Genomic DNA, 18,845 nt, shown 5'->3' with positions numbered 1-18,845 from the left:
CGAACGAATATGACACTAAGCAGCAGCGCCGAAAACTATATTAATACGCTCGATCGGAATCCGGAATGGATAAGTTCAGCGTCAGCTATTCAAAAATACCTTTCCCGTTACCGTTTGGAAAACAGCGACCGATTATTCCAGATACAACAGGATTACTCCGGGTATACTTTTTCTCCCGATCTAAATTCTGATTATGCCGTTCGGTTGTATTTTTTATCGGATGCCATAACGGCCAAAAATCAAAAAATCTACTATACCACCATCGACGGTAAAGCCGCTTTTTCGATGGATAACAGTAAAACCGAACCCTATTATCTGATTGCGGAAAATGGTGCGGTTTGGTATTGGGACGACGCGGTTAATCAGTATTTCTGTCTATACGAATCCATTGAGATCATGATTGAGATTTATGCACTGGAACGCGACTATCAGTATCATTCGTCTTTTCCGGCAAAAGATCTGGCATCGGAAAACGTCAAAGCCATTATGGATCACTTCAACCGGCACTATACTTTTGTTCCGGAATGCTCCGATAGGTATCAATACTACTGGCAAACCGATTATGATCTGATCCGTATTCTGTATAACGATTATGAAAAGGAATATTCACTTGTGATCAATAGTGTTAGCCCTTATAATTTCCAGTTAATCTTAGACGGACTCAAACGGGATAATCTGTATCTTTGATCCTCATTTCCGCTTATTATGATGCGCCTTCTTTCCGTTTTTCTTTTTTTAAATGTATGCCTTGGTTATTCGCAAAAGAATAGCCTTGACATTCGCCCGGTCAATCGTTTTACCAATCTGAAATACCTGGCCGTTCACGGGGAAAAAATACAGGAGTTTAGCTATTCGGAATCGGTTATCCGCGCTGAAAAAAACCATTATTCCATTGCGATGACCATTCACGGTCACCAACGAAAATTCACGTTTCCATTTACAAAGGAGGACTTAAACGGAAAAGACAGCCTCAATGTGGGTTTGACCGAAGCTTTTTATGCTGAAAAAATAACCTATCACCTGGAAGACAAGGAATTCGTTTTATACAAACATATCGATTACAATTGTTATGATCCGTTGTGCGGTAGCAAACACAATCATAAAACCATGGTTACTGGCTACAGTTATTTTAGTCCGGATTACGGCTTGCTTTTTACCAGTCAGAATAACAATATGACACTGGAAATGCTAACACGTATCAACGGAAAAGAAGCGCCAAAAGATTTGATCATCGCTATTTTAAAAGACAATCAGATTGACAATCGCATTATTAAAGAGTATAAAAAGGTGAAGTCCTAAAATCCTCTCAAAACACCAATTTACAGAACTAGTAATTATAAAATTTCAATACATACATCAAAATGATTCACAAACAAATCACCTCAGATAATGAATTATATATTTGGATGAATGGCAAATTGCTTTTTAAAAAATGGCTGGGAACACAACATCATTCTAAAGTTTTTGATGTAATGGTATACGGAAAAAACACTTACATAAGCATAACCGAAAAAGGGAAACAAATGAACCCTTAAAAAATTCCCCTAATGTCTTAAATAGTCCAAACCTTTACGGTAACCATCCATAATGGACTTAAACAATTCCCCGCTGGTTGGTGGTGTTAATACAATTGCATCCGCACCCGAAGAAATCGCACTTTGAATATTTTCGAGACTTTTTCCGCCGGTTGCCATAATCGGATAACCCGGAACGGCATAACTGATATGCTCCAGAATTTTAGCGGTATTTTTTCCACCGGTAATATGAAAAATATCCACTCCGGCATCCACCCGATCCTGAAAGGAAAAATCGGCTACCGAAACACTGGAAATAATCGGAATTGTAATCTTTTTCCGGATTGCGATGAGGTCTTTATTTTTAAACGGCTGGTTTACGATGATCGCCGCCGCTCCCATCGCTTCCGCCTGTATAGCCATTTCCATTGCCACCTTCCCTTGCGTAAGACCCCCGCCTACACCACATATTACCGGTTTATCGGAAAAATCAATTAATGCCTTCATAATTTTCGGAGAAGGGGCAAATGGATAAACAGCCAATATTGCATCGGCATCATTGTTTTCAATGATCGCCATATCGGTCGAAAACAGCAATGATTTCACGTTTTTTCCGCCTAACATAATGCCGTTACAATCGTCACTGATCATCTTAGGAGTGGTCAGTGGTTTTGGTGTGGCTTTTGGTCGCCTGAAAAGCCTCTGGAAAAAAGAGAGGGCTTTGGCTTCACCTTTCCAAATGGACATTATGTTAAGTTCGTGCTTCATTTCAATACTTTTAACACGGTAAAATTACAATCGTCTGGAACCGAAAAAGGCTCCATTGGAAAAACCATATCCGATTCTGTAATATGACGTTAAAAAAATGTAGTAAAACTGAAATGTGCCCGGCTATCGGCACGGTATAATTCCGAAGAATTGAAAGGTCATTAAACTATTATAACGTTACTACAGAATGGTTTCGTATAAATTTTAGCAACATCTTAACATTATAACAGTTCGTCATTAATTTTTACAAAAACATCTTTTTAAACTAAAAAAATGTTAATCCGGGTTTTTCCCCGTTTTTTTATCACAGGATAATGGTAATTTTGTATGACTTTCCACCTTAATTACAACCCGGTATGACTTCTAAACTATATTCCTTCCTGTTTTTACTCCTCGCAACAGTAACACTGAATGCGCAGGGCGTACGCTTTGAATCCGGTTTGACTACCGCTCTCGAAAAAGCAAAAAAAGAAAACAAACCCCTGTTTATCGAATATTATAACGAAAACTGTACGGTTTGTAAAACACTGGATCCGGTATTTGAAGACCCAGGCATGGGCGATTTTTACAATACTAATTTCGTAAACTACAGAATCAATACCCAAAATATCAAAAAAGAAGACAGCCTCTATATTGCGCAATCCAAACTAAAGTTGGAAAGTGTCCCCTATTTTTTATTTTTTGACACCGACAATAACCTGATTCATTGCTCCGGAGCAAAAGCCGATGCCGGCTACCTGATCAATACGGTTGGAAAAACCGCGTTGGATCCGGTAGAACGTACCGCCAATCTTGCCAAAAAATACGTTTCGGGCGACAAAAGCATCCGCACCTTATATGCTTATTCCACTTTGGTGCAATTGTATAAAGACGATCGGATGACCAATCGTATTGCCAACGACCTGTACGATGCTTTCCCAAAAGATCAGCTGGGAACTCAAAAAAGTTATACGATACTGAAAAACTGCGTGTTCTCCATCGATAACGGATTTTTCACCTATTGGGTCAATAATACCGATAAATTAAAAGGTTTTGAAACCGGTTCCAAAGCCGGTAATGAGATCAAAGTACTACAGGATATTCTGTTAAAAACAATCAACAGTGATGCTAAAAACAGTTGGAATCTCGCTAAAATCAAATCGGTTAAAGAACTGATCGAAAAAACCGGATTAAGCACCAATCCGGATGCTTATGTATGGCAACAGGAAGCAGCTGTTTTGGTAAAAGACGGTCGGGAAACGGAAGCATTAGCGCTTTTTAATAAGATGATCAAAAACGAAACCATAGCTGGTGCGACCTATATCATTAACCAGTTTCTGGATATTGTAAAAGAGAAAAACAGTATTGCTGCGATCAAATCTAAAATTGATGCGTTACACAACCTGGCAAAAGACAATGATGATATAGCCGATTTATTTTATACCGAACTGCGCTATTTAAAAAAAATCAACAACCAGGATGCGTTTAAAAAACTCTTGGAAAAAGCCACTACATTTTACAAAACCAATCAAATGGATATGGCCCGTTTAACGGAATTTAAAGGGAATTAAAAAAATAAGCAGGAAAAATTTCACCTCTTTGACTAGGTAAAACTTTTCCTGCTTCTCTATAGTACTCCATATTGTGTTTTTCCCCGTCAGAACGACTATAGGAAAAATGGATTACTTTTTACATACATTGATAACACTAGCTACCAATTGTTTGTTTTCCTCTTTTTCGTTTTTTAAAAGCATCGATTTTAGGATATAAACTACAATAATTCCAGGAATCGCCATAATTAATGCTGCTAAACCTGTTGCAATTTTCTGACCTGGTAAAGCTGCAAATGGCCCGATATGATTGTACCCTAAATAAGCACCAATACCCATAAAAGAAAATAACCCACCATACAATATTCTTGATCCCATTTTAGAGGACTCGTCAACGCTTAATGTCAGCACTTCCGGGTTTGTTTTTACCCATTTTATAGTAACTGCTGCTCCAACTTTATCGCCTTTTCTGATTTTGATTTCATGCGACCAATCTTTACCCAACTCACCAAACGCGTCTGCCGTAACCGAGTGCGTACTTCCAAATTGATTTTTAAGTTTCGCCATTAAATTGGTGGCCTCATTTTTTAAATTTGTTTCTCTGGTACCGTTGCCTTCCAAGGTGTAAACGATTTGATTTTCTTCCATGTTTGTTTGTGTTTTATTAAGATTGTTTTTTGGTTTTAGTTTACTATAAAATTAGATTATAAAATATCCTATTAACGTGAATTTTAATATTAGACGGTGAAGATATTTAATTTCATTATATTTTTAATTATTAAACCGAAAAAAAAATGACATATATTTACATTTTTCGTTATTTTAAACACAATAGTACTGTAAATTTCAAAACTTCACAATAAACTATCAGCAGACCCAACCAACCAGACAATAAGTTCCTGACGAAATCTAAAACCGATTAATCCTACTAAAAAATATCCTTACAAAAAACAACACAGAAGACAATTATTTATATTTTTGGCAATACTTAACCCAAAATATAAATGGAATCCCAAAAAATTAAACATTTATTATCCTTTCCTGTAATTGTAGCCGCTCTGGGCTATTTTGTCGACATTTACGATTTACTTCTTTTCGGCATTGTACGCATTCCCAGTTTAAAAACCCTTGGTCTTGATGTGGATACCGACGGTACGATGATTCTGAATTTCCAGATGATCGGATTGTTGTTAGGTGGTATACTCTGGGGCATGTTAGGCGACAAAAAAGGACGTCTTTCGGTACTTTTCGGTTCCATACTTGTCTATTCCGTGGCTAATATTTTGTGCGGTTTCCTTCCGTTTCTACCCTTTAACGATAAAGCGATGACCTATGCCATTCTGCGTTTTATTGCAGGTGTCGGACTTGCGGGCGAATTGGGTGCCGGGATCACGTTGGTTTCGGAATCATTACCCAAAGAATTACGGGCAATCGGCACTTCCATTGTGGCCGGTTTCGGGCTTTTAGGTGCCGTAGTCGCACAACTCACCGTAGAGCTGGCCGGCGACTGGACCTATGCCTATTTTATCGGTGGTTCGTTAGGACTGTTTCTGCTTTTTTTACGCGTAGGCGTGATGGAATCCGGGCTGTATAAAGACCTTCGGGATACCGATATTCAAAAAGGAAATTTTCTTGGCTTTTTTACCAATCGCAACCGTTTTATAAAATATGTAAAGTGCATTGCCATTGGATTGCCCACCTGGTTTTGCGTGGGTATACTGGCGGTAATGGGGAATCAGTTTGCGCCTTCGTTCGGGATTGGGGAAATTGAACCCGGGAAAGCGATTATGTGGGCGTATGTTGGGATTTCCGTAGGCGACTTTGCCAGCGGGCTCATTTCACAATTATTGCGTTCACGGAAAAAGGCGATCGTATATATGATGCTCTTTACGATTGTAGGAATTGTATTGATGCTATACGGCGGAACACGATCGGAGCAAATGTATTACTTTTATTGTGCCTGGCTCGGATTGGGAACCGGTTATTGGGCGATGTTTGTAACGGTTGGTGCCGAACAGTTTGGAACCAATATCCGCAGTACAGCCGCAACAACAATCCCGAATATGGTTCGCGGTTTACTTCCGGTGATGTTAATCGCTTTTGATCATTTAAAAGTCCATAACGGGGTGATTGTTTCTGCTTCTATAGTCGGATTGATTGTATTTGCACTGGCTATTTATTCGACGCTTACGATTGCCGAAACCCATAATAAAGATTTGGATTATACCGAATAAAAAAGCGCCCCGAAAGGCGCTTTTCATTTTGTTACTTTTTTTTCATTTCATCTTTCATTTCTGCTTTCGCTTTTTTACCTTCGGCTTTCATTTCTGCTTTCGCTTCTTTGCCTTCGGCTTTCATTTCTGCTTTCGCTTTTTTGCCTTCGTGCTTCATTTCTTTTTTAGCTCCGTCGGCTTCTTTTTTCATTTCTTTTTTTACTTCCTGAGCCGACATTGCCATAGTGAACATAAAGGCCATGGCCAAATAAACTACTTTTTTCATACTGTTTGTTTTTATTGATTAACGAGTATAAATGTAATGGGTGTTTTTGTTAAAAAAATATTAAAAATTAAATTATTTAATACTCACAAATAAAAAAAGCTACCCAAAGGTAGCTTTCATCATTTTATTATTTGGCTATTATTTCTTTTTATGCAGGTATTTTTTGTTTTTGTAATAGGCCAATGCTACCAACAACGTCACCAAAGCCAGTGAATAATACACGAAGTTTGGCGTTACCACTTTATCTCCTTTGGCATACGAATGCAAACCGGACAGGTAGAAGTTTACTCCAAAATAGGTCATTAGAATAGAATAGAAGGCATAAACACTAATCGCATTATAAATCCATTTACCACGCATGGCCGGAACCAGACGCATATGGATAACAAAAGCGTATACCATAATACTGATCAACGCCCAGGTTTCTTTCGGATCCCAACCCCAATAACGTCCCCAGCTTTCATTAGCCCATTGTCCGCCCAGGAAGTTACCGATCGTTAACATCACCAATCCAACCGTAAGCGCCATTTCGTTGATATAAGTAATCTCCTGAATATTCAGGTTCATTTTTTCTTTGTTCTTTTCGTTCGTAAACACCATTAGCAATAACGCTACAATTCCCAGAATCATTCCCAACGTAAACGGACCGTAACTTCCTACGATAACCGCCACGTGGATCATCAACCAATACGAATTTAATACCGGTTGCAGATTGGCAATAGCCGGATCCATCCAACTCCAGTGTGCTACCATCAGGATCATGGACGCTACAAAGGCTGTCGAAGCTACCGTTAATTCCGATTTTCGTCCGAATGCCAATCCGAAGAACATGGTTGCCCATCCTACGTAGATCATCGATTCGTAAGCATCACTCCATGGTGCGTGACCGGAGATGTACCAACGGAAAATCAATCCGGCGGTATGCAATACAAATAGTACCGCAATGATCGCATGGCTGATTTTTACCAGTATGTTAACCGTTTTATTGGTTTTGAAAATTTTGATGATCACAAAAAGGAACATCAACACTCCGGCATACATATACCAGGAGAATAGCTTTTTGAAAATATCGTATTTGTTATACAGAATTTCCGTATCGATTTTTTTATCGCTTGGACGTACTTTCGATCCGTATTTGATCTGGTAATTTTCCAATCCTTTTAGCAAGCTGTCCGACAGTTTATAATCGCCTGAAATTGCGGCTTTGTCGATACTGCTTAAATAATACGGAATGACGTTTTTAATGGAATCCAAAGCGGTATGCGTTTGCTCGTTCACTTCCAGAAACGATACCCATTTGTTATTCGGATCGTTCGGAACCGGGAATACTTTTAAAATCTGACCACTTAACGCCGAATACAACAGGTTTACTTTTTTATCGGCTTCAATAAAGTCTTTCTGGAATTGGTTTGGAACCGCTGCTTTATAAGCTTCGTCCAAAACACCAGCCAGTTTGTAGTTTCCTCTTTCGTCGAAGAAACTTACCAATGGGGCATATTTTTCACCCAACGACACTCCGATTAATTTATGGATACTGTCGTTGTCTTTTTTCATATAGATCAACGGAACGTTATACCATACCTGCGGGAATTGTGTCATCGACAGGAATGCCTGATCGGAATTCATTCCTTTATAATGATCCTGTTTGCTTACTTTTCGTAATAGTTCGGATGAAAACGTATTGATAGGCTTCATACGTCCACCCTGATCCTGAATTACCAATCGGCCAAATTTTGCCGCTTCTTCGTCGCTTACTTTATATTTGGTTAGTAAGGAGTCGATTTGTTTTGGCGTTGGCATCTGATGTTGGTGGTTGTTTTGCGCAAAACCGCTAAACGATAACAATAAGGCAATAAGCGGTAGTAATTTTGCTTTTTTCGTACGTACCTTTTCCAGTTTCTTTTTCAGATCGCCAAATCGGCTATTTTTATCGAATAAGATCGCCATAAGTCCAATATACAATAAGAAATAACCCAAATAGGTTATATTGGTTCCCCACGAATCGTGGTTTACCGATAAAACGGTTCCTTTTTCGTCCGGATCGAATGACGATTGGAAGAAACGGAATCCTTTATAGTCCAAAATGTGATTCATATAGATACGTTCATCGCGTTGTTCCGCACCATCGAGTACGGTTACTTTACTTTCAAAAGACGAGTAGCTTTTTTCCGTTCCCGGATATTTTTCGGCTACGAAATCATTTAAACGGATTTTAAACGGTGTTTCATATACTTTACTTCCGTACATCATAGTAAACTCCAGATTCCCCAGTTTAAAGGAATTCGGCACCCCCATTTTTCCTCTGGCTCCCAATAGGGTTACTTCGTGTTCTTCGTTTCCAACAGTTACGGTTAACACCAACGCATCGTCGGATTTATCGTCTTTAAAGTTGTTGTTCGATTCGAAGGCTACAACACCTTTTATGGCTGGCTCCGGTAGTACAAATTGCGTACCGCCCATATTATACAAGGAACGGAACATCAAATCCTGAACCGTATCTTTGGCAACATCACCTTTCATCTGGTCGGCCATTCGCATAAAGTTTCCTTCAAATGGTGATTTTATCGAATATTTATCGCCTTCTTTTATGATATTAATCGCTCCTTCAGTTGGCTTATTAAACGCAAACAACACATTATGGATATTTTGCACTTCTCCTTCTTTAAGGTAATGCTCGTGACGGGTTCCGTCTCCGGATTCCACGAGTTTTAAAAATAATGTCCCCTTTTCGCTTGGTTTGATCACCTCTTTGGCCCCCATTATAAAGTCTTTATAACGGATTTCAAATGGCGTTTCATTAAACTTCTTGGAAATCGTAAAATCGTTATTGGTCACCGGTGAGAATAAAGCTCTTTGTTCAAAGGTTCTTCTACGCATTTCACCCTGGTAATCACCATCTACAAAAACAGTCAGATATGTTCTGTCTGAAAAAATCTGATTGGAACTTTCGCCTTCGCGGATCGGCATCACGCCTTCATAACTGATATAACGGGTGATAAAAGCTCCCAAAATGATAAAAATAAAAGACAAATGCAGCAATAGCGTAGCCCATTTCTCTTTTTTATGCAATTGGTAGCGTTTGATATTTCCAAAAAAGTTGATCAGGAAGATCGCCATAATACCTTCGAACCATTTCGTATTGTAAATCAGAATACGGGCTGTCGTGGTATTATAATCGTTTTCAATAAACGTTCCTACGGCCATCGCTGCTGCAAAGAAAATAAACAGGAAAGCCATTAAACGCGTGGAGAACAAAAATGAGACTATTTTTTTACCCATGGTGATTGGATTTGTTTTTTATAAATTGTCGCAAAAGTACTTAAAAACAAACTCCTATTAACGCTTTTTAACGTAATATTTAATAGCTGTTAAAAATGATAAACCTTTCTTAAAACAAACCTTTTTGTCTGTTTTTTTTTATAACGATACGCGTCAATCGAAAAATTAATTTAACATCCGGTTCTTCATAGGATTACCTTCCTAACCTATTCTTAAACATTCTCTTACAACGATTTATTTTTAAGTTAATACTCCCCTAACCCAAAAACTTGACTTTTGTACCCAACCAAAACAACACACATGACACAATTTTACACTTCTAAAAAGAAGCTGTTACGCCTGTTCCTTTTTATGGGATCGACCTTTACCTGGGGACAGACACAGCAAATTCACTACTGGAATTTTAATGCTCTTCCATCCGGAACGTTAACAACCGTAGCTCCCGATGCTTCATTAATTCCAACCGGAACGCAGATTACCTATCCCGGAACCGGTGCCGGATATATGGACAATGTAGCCGGATCGGCATTAAACGCACAAAACGGTGATGCAGCCGGATTGGGTTTGCGCCCAAGAAATCCGAGTAACACCCGCGCACTACTGGTTACAGCACCTACTACCGGATATCAGAATATCATCATCAAATTTGCAACGACCCGTACCACTCAGGGCGCTTCGTCTCAAAATTATTCGTATACGTTAAACGGAACCGATTTTATCACGACCGAATTGGCCGTTACAACCTATGCACCACAAACAGAACCTACCTATGAAGTGGTAACCCTTGATTTCTCCGGAATCGCAGGTGCCGCCAACAACCCTAATTTTGCCCTAAAAATTGAATTCGGAGGTAGCACAGCTGCCGGTTCCAGCGGAAACAACCGTTTTGACAATCTTACCATTACCGGTTCTACTGCCGGTGGTAACGATACCTCTTCTCCGGTAGCTACTTTTAATCCAACGCATAACGCGACTAACGTAGCCATCAATACGCAACCTACGATTTCGTTTAATGAAGATGTCCGCTTAATTGACAATTCGCCTATTACGAATACCAATGTCGATGCTTTAGTAGAACTACGTTTAGGTGGTGTTACCGGAACTTCTGTACCATTTGACGCCACATTTAGCAATAACACCATCACGATTAGTCCGCTACAAACACTTAGCAACAGTGCGACTTATGCAGTGTTATTAGCCCCTAATCAAATCGAAGATATGCATGACAATGCGTTAACAAACAGTGCCGCAATTCAGTTTTCGACGGTAGCTTTCGACACTAAAATTGCAATGGCGTCCAATTTCGTTACGGTAAACGAAAACCACGGAACCTTGTCATTTAACCTAAATCTGACCAATCCTGCTAATGCTTCGGTAGATTTGGTGGTAAAAGCAGCTCCGTTTAGTACGGCCGATCAAAATGACTTTACATTACAAACCCAGACCTTACATTTTACAGCCGGTAGTAATACAACCCAAACCATTTCAATTCCGATTATCGACGATACACAGGAAGAACAACATGCCGAATATTTTGTACTAAGTCTTGAAAACCCGGTTGGTTTATCGATCACCGGAAATCCAATGGCAACCGTATATATCAAAGACAACGACCGTCAGGCGCCTAGCCCAACGAACGATATCCAATTGGAATACGTGGGTAGTTTTGACCCATCGGGAGCAAGTACCAGCTCGTGCGAAATCATCGTACATGATCCGGCTACGCAACGTCTTTTTACGATTAGTGCTATTTCCGACAAACTGGAGATCATCGATTTTTCGAATCCAACCAGTTTAAGTGTGATCAACTCTATTAATATGGCTCCGTATGGCGGTATCACCAGTGTAGCCGTTAAAAACGGAGTGGTAGCCGTTGCTTCGCCTAATGCTAACGAACAATTAAACGGATCGGTGGTGTTTTTCGACACGAATGGGACGTTTTTAAAACAGGTAACCGTAGGGGCGCTACCCGATATGGTAACGTTTACACCGGACGGAACAAAGGTTTTAACCGCCAACGAAGGACAACCAAACGATGCTTATACCGTAGATCCGGAAGGTTCGGTTTCCATTATCGATATTTCCGGCGGAATCGCTTCCTTAACGCAGGCTAATGTTACTACGGCTTCATTTACCGCTTTTAATGCACAGGAAGCCGCTCTTATCGCTTCAGGAGTGCGTAAAACCAAAAGTACCAGTACGCTGGCACAGGATTTGGAACCGGAATACATCACGATTCGTCCTGATTCTCAAAAAGCATGGGTAACCCTTCAGGAAAATAACGCCATTGCCGAAATTGATCTGGTTACCAAAACGATTTCCGATATCTGGGCTTTAGGCACAAAAGATATCAGTCTGCCGGGTAACGGTATGGATATTTCCGATAATAATAACGAAGTATTGATTGCCAACTGGCCCATTCAGGCGTATTATATACCGGATGCCGTAGCGAATTACACGGTTAACGGAACAACCTATCTGGTTATGGCCAACGAAGGTGACGAAAAAGAATATGCCGGTTTAACCGAAAGAACTACGGTTGGTGCCAATACTTATACTTTAGATCCTGCTATTTTCCCGAATGCCTCGGTTTTAAAACAAAACCACAACGCCGGGCGATTACGCGTGACCAATCTTAACGGAAATACCGATGCGGATGCCGACTTTGAAGAAATCAAAATTTTAGGTTCCCGTTCGTTTTCCATCTTTAATGCCGATACCAAAGCGATCGTATTCGACAGCGGCGACGATTTCGAAATGTATACGGCTATGACACCATCCATCAGTCCGATTTTTAATGCCGATCATGGTGATAACGTTAAAAAAGGAAGAAGCCGCGCCAAAGGTCCGGAGCCGGAAGGTGTTACGCTAACGCAAATTGCCGGTAAAACCTTTGCTTTTATAACGCTGGAGCGCGTTGGTGGTGTGATGGTGTATGATGTAACCAATCCAAGCGATGTAAAATTCGTTGACTATAAAAACAGTCGTAGCACATCGGCATATTCCGGTGATTTTGGTCCGGAAGGTGTTACCTTTATCAAAGCGGCCGATAGCCCGAACAATAAAAATTATGTAGCTATAGCCAACGAAATCAGTGGTACGATTAGTATGTATGAAGTGAATACAGCCAATCTAACCAACGATGATTTTGTACACGCTCCGAAAACCTTTACTGTTTTCCCGAATCCATCGACAAAAGGTGTGGTTTATTTTAACCGTATGGCCAGCTATTCGCTATACGATTTGACCGGGAAATTAATCCAGTCGGAGAAAAACGCACTGTTGATCAACACGTCAAAACTGACGGCAGGAATGTATCTGATCCAAACGGATGAAGGCCTTACCCAAAAACTGGTTGTTAAGTAGTTTATTATATTTTTAGGAAGAAAGCCGGGTTGGATTCGCCTCCAATCCGGTTTTTGATTTTTGGGCGTTAAATATATCCCAAACCCGGTTTTACGGCGGCCATTTTCATAAATTTGAGAAAACATTTACCATGAACCGATTCGATTCCATTACCCAGAAATTACAAATTCAATATCCAATCGTTCAAGCACCAATGTTGGGCGTAACCACTCCCGAAATGGTGGCCGCCATTGCCAATGAAGGCGGATTGGGATCACTTCCCGTTGGCGGTTTATCACCCGAAAAAACAACCGAATTAATCCAAAAAACCAAACAACTCACCCAACGTCCGTTTGCGGTAAATCTGTTTGCACATGCCATCCCGGAAGTGGATTTGGCTAAAGCGTCACAAATGCAGGATTTCCTGGTTGGACTTGGTAAAAAATACGGTTTGGAATTCCCGGAGTTACACTTGGAAACACTCTCTTTTTATTCGTATAAAACACAAATTGATATTCTGATTGCCGAACAAATCCCTATTGTAAGCTTTACGTTTGGGATTCCGGATGATGAATGGCTGCAGAAATTAAAAGCCAGTGGCGCCATTTTAATTGGAACGGCGACTTGTTTGGAAGAAGCGCTGCTATTAGACCAAAAAGGTGTCGATATGATCACAGCACAAGGTATTGAAGCCGGCGGTCATCGTGGTACTTTTCTGGAAACGATTCCGTTACCACAAGTTGGCGTGATGGCATTGGTTCCGCAAATTATGAATCGCATTGGTAAACCAGTTTTAGCATCCGGTGCAATCAACGATGGGAAAACCATTAAAGCGGCTTTTGCGATGGGCGCTTCCGCGGTGCAAATCGGAACGGCTTTTATTGCCACAACCGAAAGTCTCGCTATACCGGCTTATCAGCAGGCGGTCTTGACGGCAAAAGATACCGATAGTCAACTTACCCTTGCGTTTTCCGGACGATGGGCTCGCGGTTTGCAAAATCAATTTATGACCGAAGTGGAACATTCCGGTTTCACACCACTTCCCTATCCGATACAAAATAGTCTGACGACCGCATTGCGCCAAAAAGCCCAACAACTAAATAAAGGTGATTTTACCAATTTATGGTCGGGACAATCCGCACCAAAAATCCATTTACCGGATTGTGCCGCGATTTTCCGCGAATTGATCCGACAGGCAGAACTAACATACTAAAAACACCTTATCTGTTTTATTCTTTAAAAGAAAAATACACTCTAAAAGAAAACACCTGACAGGTTTTCGAAACTTGTCAGGTGCCTCTTCATATGAGTATTCTTTTTAAATACCTATTTCAATCTGGAAGCGAACATACCAGTTGTTTTTTGTCGATCCGTCGTTAAAACTCAATCGATCGTAGGTAAATTCGGCTTGCAATTTAAAGGCATGCTCCCAAAGGTATTTGGTTACACCAAGGGTATATTCGTTGGTATCCGGTGTAAAAGCTTTGATATCCTTATTTGCTTTTTGTGTTGAAAAACGCCCGATGATTTCATAATTCGTCGGAAAGGTATAACTCAACTGATAGTCCATTCCGTGTCCCACATAGGCATAATTCGTTAGTGTTGGATCCAACGGATCAACAGCCACCGGATTATGTGACGCACGGGACATATAGGTGGCCATAGCAGCCCAACCGTTATATTTAAACATCGCATCGGCAAAAAAAGAACGTAAGGTCTTTTGTTGGTACAAATCGTCTCCTAACTGACCTTGGGTTCGTCTGGCGTTATTATTCTGATGATAGGCTCCCGAAAATAATAATTTGGGTGTTTTTTCGCGGGCAAGATCCCCTTCAAAATTCGATCCGTCTTTGGTGAACGATCCTAATGGAAATAATTCGATCTTTCCGGTTAAAGCCACACCGTTGTCCGGGCTTTTAGTCCAGTTACGACCTTCTCCGGTAGTAACGGCCGCTTTTAAATTATAGGAAAACTGATCTTTTTTCTCATTCAGATAATATGCCTGAAGTCCAAAATCCCGGTCAATATTAAATTTGGCATTATTTATAGAACGATCGGTTAACTGTAATGCTCCCGATGAATTGACCCGTTGACGGTTACCCGGTAATTTTGTTTGTCCGAAAGTAAAACTCCAGTTTCGGTTTGGTCGGTAAATAACTGCCGCGTCCCGGATAATATTGATGTTTTCACCATCGTGGATTTCCCCTACATCGCCTGGTGCAAACGACAATTGCAACACATACAGAAAATGCGGGTTTCCTACATAACCGTCGAAACGCAAACGCAAACGGCGGATTTGTCCATCATAGGCATCGTCTTCGCCTTCATTTTTGATAAACCCGATTCGGTTTTGCATCCGGAAACGGATATTTAGCTGGAAAAGGCTGTCGGCAGAAGTAATTCCAAGCCCCTTACCGTAGCTGTAGTAGGGCAATGCCGCTAATTTTAAATCGTTATCTTTGGTGCTAATCTTAATGTCCTGCGCCTGTAATACAGCTGCGACGAACAGTAAAACAAAAGTTAGTTGTATTCTCATGTTAGTGTTGTGTTATCTGAGAGCAAAACTAATGTTATTTATTAGTGAACGGTATTAAGATAATGTTACCTTTGCGAAAAATTAATGTTATGCAAAATAATTATATAGGTTACCATTTCTCCGTGGAACCCAAAGAGTTAGGCTCTGAAATTTTAATCGCCGAACTGGGAGAAACGGCTTTCGAAAGTTTTATCGAAACCCAAAACGGGCTTTCCGCTTATGTTCAAAAAGAGCTGTGGAATGAAAATATCCTGGACGATATACAAATTTTACATTCGGAGGAATTTACCATTTCCTATACTATAGAAGAAATCGAACAGGTAAACTGGAATGAAGAATGGGAAAAGAATTTTGAACCAATCGACATTGACGGTATTTGTCAGATTCGCGCGCCTTTCCACGAAAAAAACGATGCCCAATACGATATCGTAATCGAGCCGAAAATGAGTTTTGGAACCGGTCATCACGAAACGACTTATATGATGGCGCAACATTTGTTGGAGACGGATGTAACCGGAATGAAAACCCTTGATATGGGATGTGGTACAGCCATTTTAGCCATTTTAGCCGAAATGCGTGGCGCACAACCTATCGATGCGATTGATATCGACAACTGGTGCTATCTGAATTCGATCGAAAATGCCGAACGCAATAACTGTAAACACATCACGGTTTACGAAGGCGATGCTTCGTTATTAGTGGATCAGCAATACGACTTGATCATAGCGAATATCAACCGTAATATTTTACTAAATGATATGCAGGCTTATGTAGATCGTCTGAATAAAGGCGGTATCCTATTGCTAAGTGGGTTCTACGAAGAGGATATTCCGTTTATCGATGCGTCTTGTACCGAAAAAGGACTGACGTATGTTAAAAAGTTCCAAAAGAACAATTGGGTATCTTTAAAATATGTAAATTAGCTAAAATTTAAACTAAGCTTCTGATTATGAGTACCCAGGAAAAAGTTTTAGAAAGCGTATCGGTTGAAGAGCTGATTTCATTAAATAATGAAATTGTACTGTTTAACGACGATGTAAATACTTTCGATCACGTAATAGACACTTTAATCCGCGTATGCGACCATACCGCCGAACAAGCCGAGCAATGTGCCATTCTGGTTCATTATACCGGGAAATGCACGGTAAAAACCGGTTCGTATACCGACCTGAAACCGCAGTGTTCCTCCTTGCTGGATGCCGGTTTAAGCGCTGAAATACAATAAAAAAAGTCCCGATAAACGGGACTTTTTTATTTACAAACCGCTCTTAATGCGGCAGCATATCTTTTAACAATCCATAGATATAGGTTCCCAAAAGCGCACCGAGTAAAATCACACCGGCACCCCAAAATCCGGCTCCTAACAGAATAAAAATCGGTCCCGGACACGAACCAACCATTGCCCAACCCAATCCAAACAAGGTACCGCCAATAATATAACGGGCAAATCCTTTTTCTTTGGGTTCGATCGCAATCGGTGCTCCGGTATAATCTTTTACATTTTTACGTTTGATCAACTGAACACCAATCAAGCCGGTCATCACCGCAACCATAATAATTCCAAACATATGAAACGACTGGAACTGGAACATTTCGTAAATACGGTACCAGGATACCGCCTCAGATTTGGTTAGTACGATTCCGAATACAAAACCAACCAGTATAAATTTGATATATTTCATCTTATCTGAAAATTAAAGGTAATAGAAAATGGGACATGATCAATCCGCCGATAAAGAACCCGATTACGGCAATCAGCGAAGGCAACTGTAAATTACTCAACCCGGAAATAGCGTGTCCGGACGTACATCCGCCGGCATAACGCGTTCCGAAGCCAATCAATAATCCACCGGCTACTAAAATGATAAAGGTTTTCGGATTTTTTAAGGCCTCAAAACCCATTAACGAATCCGGAGCCAGTTTGCCTTCCGGTGCTTCGATATGCATCGTTGCCAATTGTTCCACTGTTATCGGATTCAGGTTTACGCCACTTCCGTTGCTTAAAAAATGAACCGCTACAAAACCGCCCAGCATGGCTCCAAAAACCACGGCCAGATTCCAGCGTTGCGCTTTCCAGTCAAATCGGAAAAAATCGGCAAAACGCCCGGCTCCGGCAATACTACATAAGGTTCGCAAATTAGATGACATTCCGAATGCTTTGCCAAAATAAAGTAGTGCCAGCATCACCATTCCGATCAAAAAGCCCGATATATACCAGGGCCAGGTTCCATAAATTACTTCCATAAAAAACTGATTTAGGGCAAAAGTACTTATTCGACCAGTATTTTGTGTAACATTGATTACATAATTTTCGGCAAACCAAATATTCTGCTACCTTTGAAACCATAAATTTATCCGCAGATGAAAAAGTTTTTTACCGAAATAAAATGGAGTATCATTTTTTCCGTAGCCACTGTTTTATGGCTGTTTTTAGAGAAAATTGCCGGCTTTCACGACGAAAAAATCAGCAGTTATTTCTATATCAGTTTGCTGTTCGGAATCGTATATATTATTGTTTTTACGTGGGCATTAAAAGAAAAAAAAGCGACTTTTTACAACGGTACCATTACCTATAAACAGGCGTTTATTTCGGGAGCCATACTGACGTTGCTGATCGCTGCAATAAGTCCGCTGGTACAAACGTTTTTCCATGAGGTGATTTCTCCGGATTTTTTCGACAATGCAATCGCGAATGTGATCAAAACCAAACCGGGGAACAAAGAATTTGCGACGGGTTATTTTAACCTTCAAAGTTTTATTTCACAAGGCTTTTTAAACATCCTGTCTTTAGGAATTATATTATCGGCAATTGCCGCTTATTTTATTCAGACCAAAAACCGAAATTAATTATGAAAAAAACAGCTTTTGCCCTGCTAATACTGGCGCTATCGGTTTCTTCCTGTATCAGCACCAAGTCGACTATTAAAAATATAGACGAAACCGCTTCACGTCCAATTCTCCGCGGGGATTATTATGTACTAACCGAATATAGCGATAGCGCCAAATACGGATATGATTCGGACTATCCGATCAACATTGGGTTTATATCCCAATCGCAGGAGCAAAATAATGTGACCTATTTTTTTAACGGACTAGAAGGTCCTGACGGACAAAAATTAAGCTTCGAAAAAACCGGAAGCTGTTGTCCGTTCCCTACCAAAAACAACCGCGTAGGCGCCGGAATGCTGGCGCAATATACGGTAACCTGGGAAGGTCAGTCAAAACCAGTAATACTTCACTTTAACACTTTCGAAAAAGGCAAAATAATGTGTCCTAAAGGTTTATCTATTAAGAAAAACCCATCCCGAACTCACTAATTTTAAGAATACTATAAGAAATCGCATCCTTCCAAAACGTTTTTTGGAAGGATTTTTG

At 40.3% G+C, this 18,845-nt stretch carries 18 protein-coding genes; 11 read left to right on the top strand and 7 right to left on the bottom strand.

Annotated elements, in window-relative coordinates:
- The first annotated feature begins 9 nt into the window (after positions 1 to 9).
- The 3 genes from E6C50_RS09005 (at position 10) to E6C50_RS17630 (ending at position 1,535) form a co-directional block, all read left to right on the top strand.
- Positions 10 to 687 (top strand): hypothetical protein, encoded by a 678-nt coding sequence (locus E6C50_RS09005; protein WP_136402864.1) that lies wholly within the window; start codon positions 10 to 12, stop codon positions 685 to 687.
- 18 nt (positions 688 to 705) lie between these two features.
- Positions 706 to 1,299, top strand: coding sequence for a hypothetical protein (locus E6C50_RS09000; protein ID WP_136402863.1), 594 nt, complete (start codon positions 706 to 708; stop codon positions 1,297 to 1,299).
- A 62-nt stretch (positions 1,300 to 1,361) separates the two neighbouring features.
- Entirely contained in the window at positions 1,362 to 1,535 is a 174-nt protein-coding gene (locus E6C50_RS17630; protein WP_168732777.1) for a hypothetical protein, read from the top strand.
- 9 nt (positions 1,536 to 1,544) lie between these two features.
- Here E6C50_RS17630 and E6C50_RS08995 read toward each other — a convergent pair whose 3' ends face one another.
- A complete protein-coding gene (locus E6C50_RS08995) occupies positions 1,545 to 2,282 on the bottom strand; it encodes a beta/alpha barrel domain-containing protein (RefSeq protein ID WP_136402862.1) in 738 nt (245 codons plus the stop codon).
- A 356-nt stretch (positions 2,283 to 2,638) separates the two neighbouring features.
- On the opposite strand from E6C50_RS08995, the gene E6C50_RS08990 reads away from it, so the two are divergent.
- Entirely contained in the window at positions 2,639 to 3,832 is a 1,194-nt protein-coding gene (locus tag E6C50_RS08990) for a thioredoxin domain-containing protein (protein ID WP_136402861.1), read from the top strand.
- Positions 3,833 to 3,943: 111 nt separating this feature from the next.
- Here the strand turns inward: E6C50_RS08990 and E6C50_RS08985 are convergent, their stop codons facing one another.
- Complete coding sequence (locus tag E6C50_RS08985) at positions 3,944 to 4,459, bottom strand: hypothetical protein (protein WP_136402860.1); 516 nt, start codon at positions 4,457 to 4,459, stop codon at positions 3,944 to 3,946.
- A 356-nt stretch (positions 4,460 to 4,815) separates the two neighbouring features.
- On the opposite strand from E6C50_RS08985, the gene E6C50_RS08980 reads away from it, so the two are divergent.
- Positions 4,816 to 6,045, top strand: a complete 1,230-nt coding sequence (locus E6C50_RS08980) for an MFS transporter (protein ID WP_136402859.1) — start codon at positions 4,816 to 4,818, stop codon at positions 6,043 to 6,045.
- 31 nt (positions 6,046 to 6,076) lie between these two features.
- Here E6C50_RS08980 and E6C50_RS08975 read toward each other — a convergent pair whose 3' ends face one another.
- Both E6C50_RS08975 and ccsA read right to left on the bottom strand, forming a co-directional pair.
- A complete protein-coding gene (locus tag E6C50_RS08975; protein WP_136402858.1) occupies positions 6,077 to 6,310 on the bottom strand; it encodes a hypothetical protein in 234 nt (77 codons plus the stop codon).
- A 138-nt stretch (positions 6,311 to 6,448) separates the two neighbouring features.
- Positions 6,449 to 9,589: a cytochrome c biogenesis protein gene (gene ccsA / locus E6C50_RS08970; protein WP_136402857.1), complete on the bottom strand. Its 3,141-nt coding sequence runs from the start codon at positions 9,587 to 9,589 to the stop codon at positions 6,449 to 6,451.
- A 300-nt stretch (positions 9,590 to 9,889) separates the two neighbouring features.
- On the opposite strand from ccsA, the gene E6C50_RS08965 reads away from it, so the two are divergent.
- Positions 9,890 to 12,955: a choice-of-anchor I family protein gene (locus tag E6C50_RS08965; RefSeq protein ID WP_168732776.1), complete on the top strand. Its 3,066-nt coding sequence runs from the start codon at positions 9,890 to 9,892 to the stop codon at positions 12,953 to 12,955.
- Between the two features lie 130 nt (positions 12,956 to 13,085).
- On the top strand, positions 13,086 to 14,147 hold the full coding sequence (locus tag E6C50_RS08960) for an NAD(P)H-dependent flavin oxidoreductase (protein WP_136402856.1): 1,062 nt from the start codon (positions 13,086 to 13,088) through the stop codon (positions 14,145 to 14,147).
- A gap of 105 nt (positions 14,148 to 14,252) precedes the next feature.
- Here the strand turns inward: E6C50_RS08960 and E6C50_RS08955 are convergent, their stop codons facing one another.
- On the bottom strand, positions 14,253 to 15,470 hold the full coding sequence (locus E6C50_RS08955; RefSeq protein WP_136402855.1) for a porin: 1,218 nt from the start codon (positions 15,468 to 15,470) through the stop codon (positions 14,253 to 14,255).
- 89 nt (positions 15,471 to 15,559) lie between these two features.
- Here E6C50_RS08955 and prmA point away from each other — a divergent pair, with 89 nt between their 5' ends.
- Both prmA and E6C50_RS08945 read left to right on the top strand, forming a co-directional pair.
- The gene (prmA, locus tag E6C50_RS08950) at positions 15,560 to 16,393 is read left to right on the top strand and encodes a 50S ribosomal protein L11 methyltransferase (protein WP_136402854.1); all 834 of its coding nucleotides are present in this window, start codon (positions 15,560 to 15,562) and stop codon (positions 16,391 to 16,393) included.
- 26 nt (positions 16,394 to 16,419) lie between these two features.
- The gene (locus E6C50_RS08945) at positions 16,420 to 16,695 is read left to right on the top strand and encodes an ATP-dependent Clp protease adaptor ClpS (protein ID WP_136402853.1); all 276 of its coding nucleotides are present in this window, start codon (positions 16,420 to 16,422) and stop codon (positions 16,693 to 16,695) included.
- Between the two features lie 43 nt (positions 16,696 to 16,738).
- Here E6C50_RS08945 and E6C50_RS08940 read toward each other — a convergent pair whose 3' ends face one another.
- Together E6C50_RS08940 and E6C50_RS08935 are read right to left on the bottom strand one after the other, a co-directional pair.
- Complete coding sequence (locus E6C50_RS08940; protein ID WP_136402852.1) at positions 16,739 to 17,152, bottom strand: DUF6691 family protein; 414 nt, start codon at positions 17,150 to 17,152, stop codon at positions 16,739 to 16,741.
- A 1-nt stretch (position 17,153) separates the two neighbouring features.
- Complete coding sequence (locus E6C50_RS08935) at positions 17,154 to 17,714, bottom strand: YeeE/YedE family protein (protein WP_136402851.1); 561 nt, start codon at positions 17,712 to 17,714, stop codon at positions 17,154 to 17,156.
- Between the two features lie 117 nt (positions 17,715 to 17,831).
- On the opposite strand from E6C50_RS08935, the gene E6C50_RS08930 reads away from it, so the two are divergent.
- Both E6C50_RS08930 and E6C50_RS08925 read left to right on the top strand, forming a co-directional pair.
- Positions 17,832 to 18,317: a DUF4199 domain-containing protein gene (locus tag E6C50_RS08930; RefSeq protein ID WP_136402850.1), complete on the top strand. Its 486-nt coding sequence runs from the start codon at positions 17,832 to 17,834 to the stop codon at positions 18,315 to 18,317.
- A 2-nt stretch (positions 18,318 to 18,319) separates the two neighbouring features.
- Positions 18,320 to 18,787: a 2-dehydro-3-deoxyphosphooctonate aldolase gene (locus tag E6C50_RS08925; protein ID WP_136402849.1), complete on the top strand. Its 468-nt coding sequence runs from the start codon at positions 18,320 to 18,322 to the stop codon at positions 18,785 to 18,787.
- Positions 18,788 to 18,845 lie beyond the last annotated feature (58 nt).

It is taken from the genome of Flavobacterium supellecticarium (assembly GCF_004801375.1).
Taxonomy (GTDB): Bacteria; Bacteroidota; Bacteroidia; order Flavobacteriales; family Flavobacteriaceae; genus Flavobacterium; species Flavobacterium supellecticarium.
Note: the sequence above shows the minus strand (reverse complement) of the source record. Positions and strands in the feature narration are given on the sequence as shown.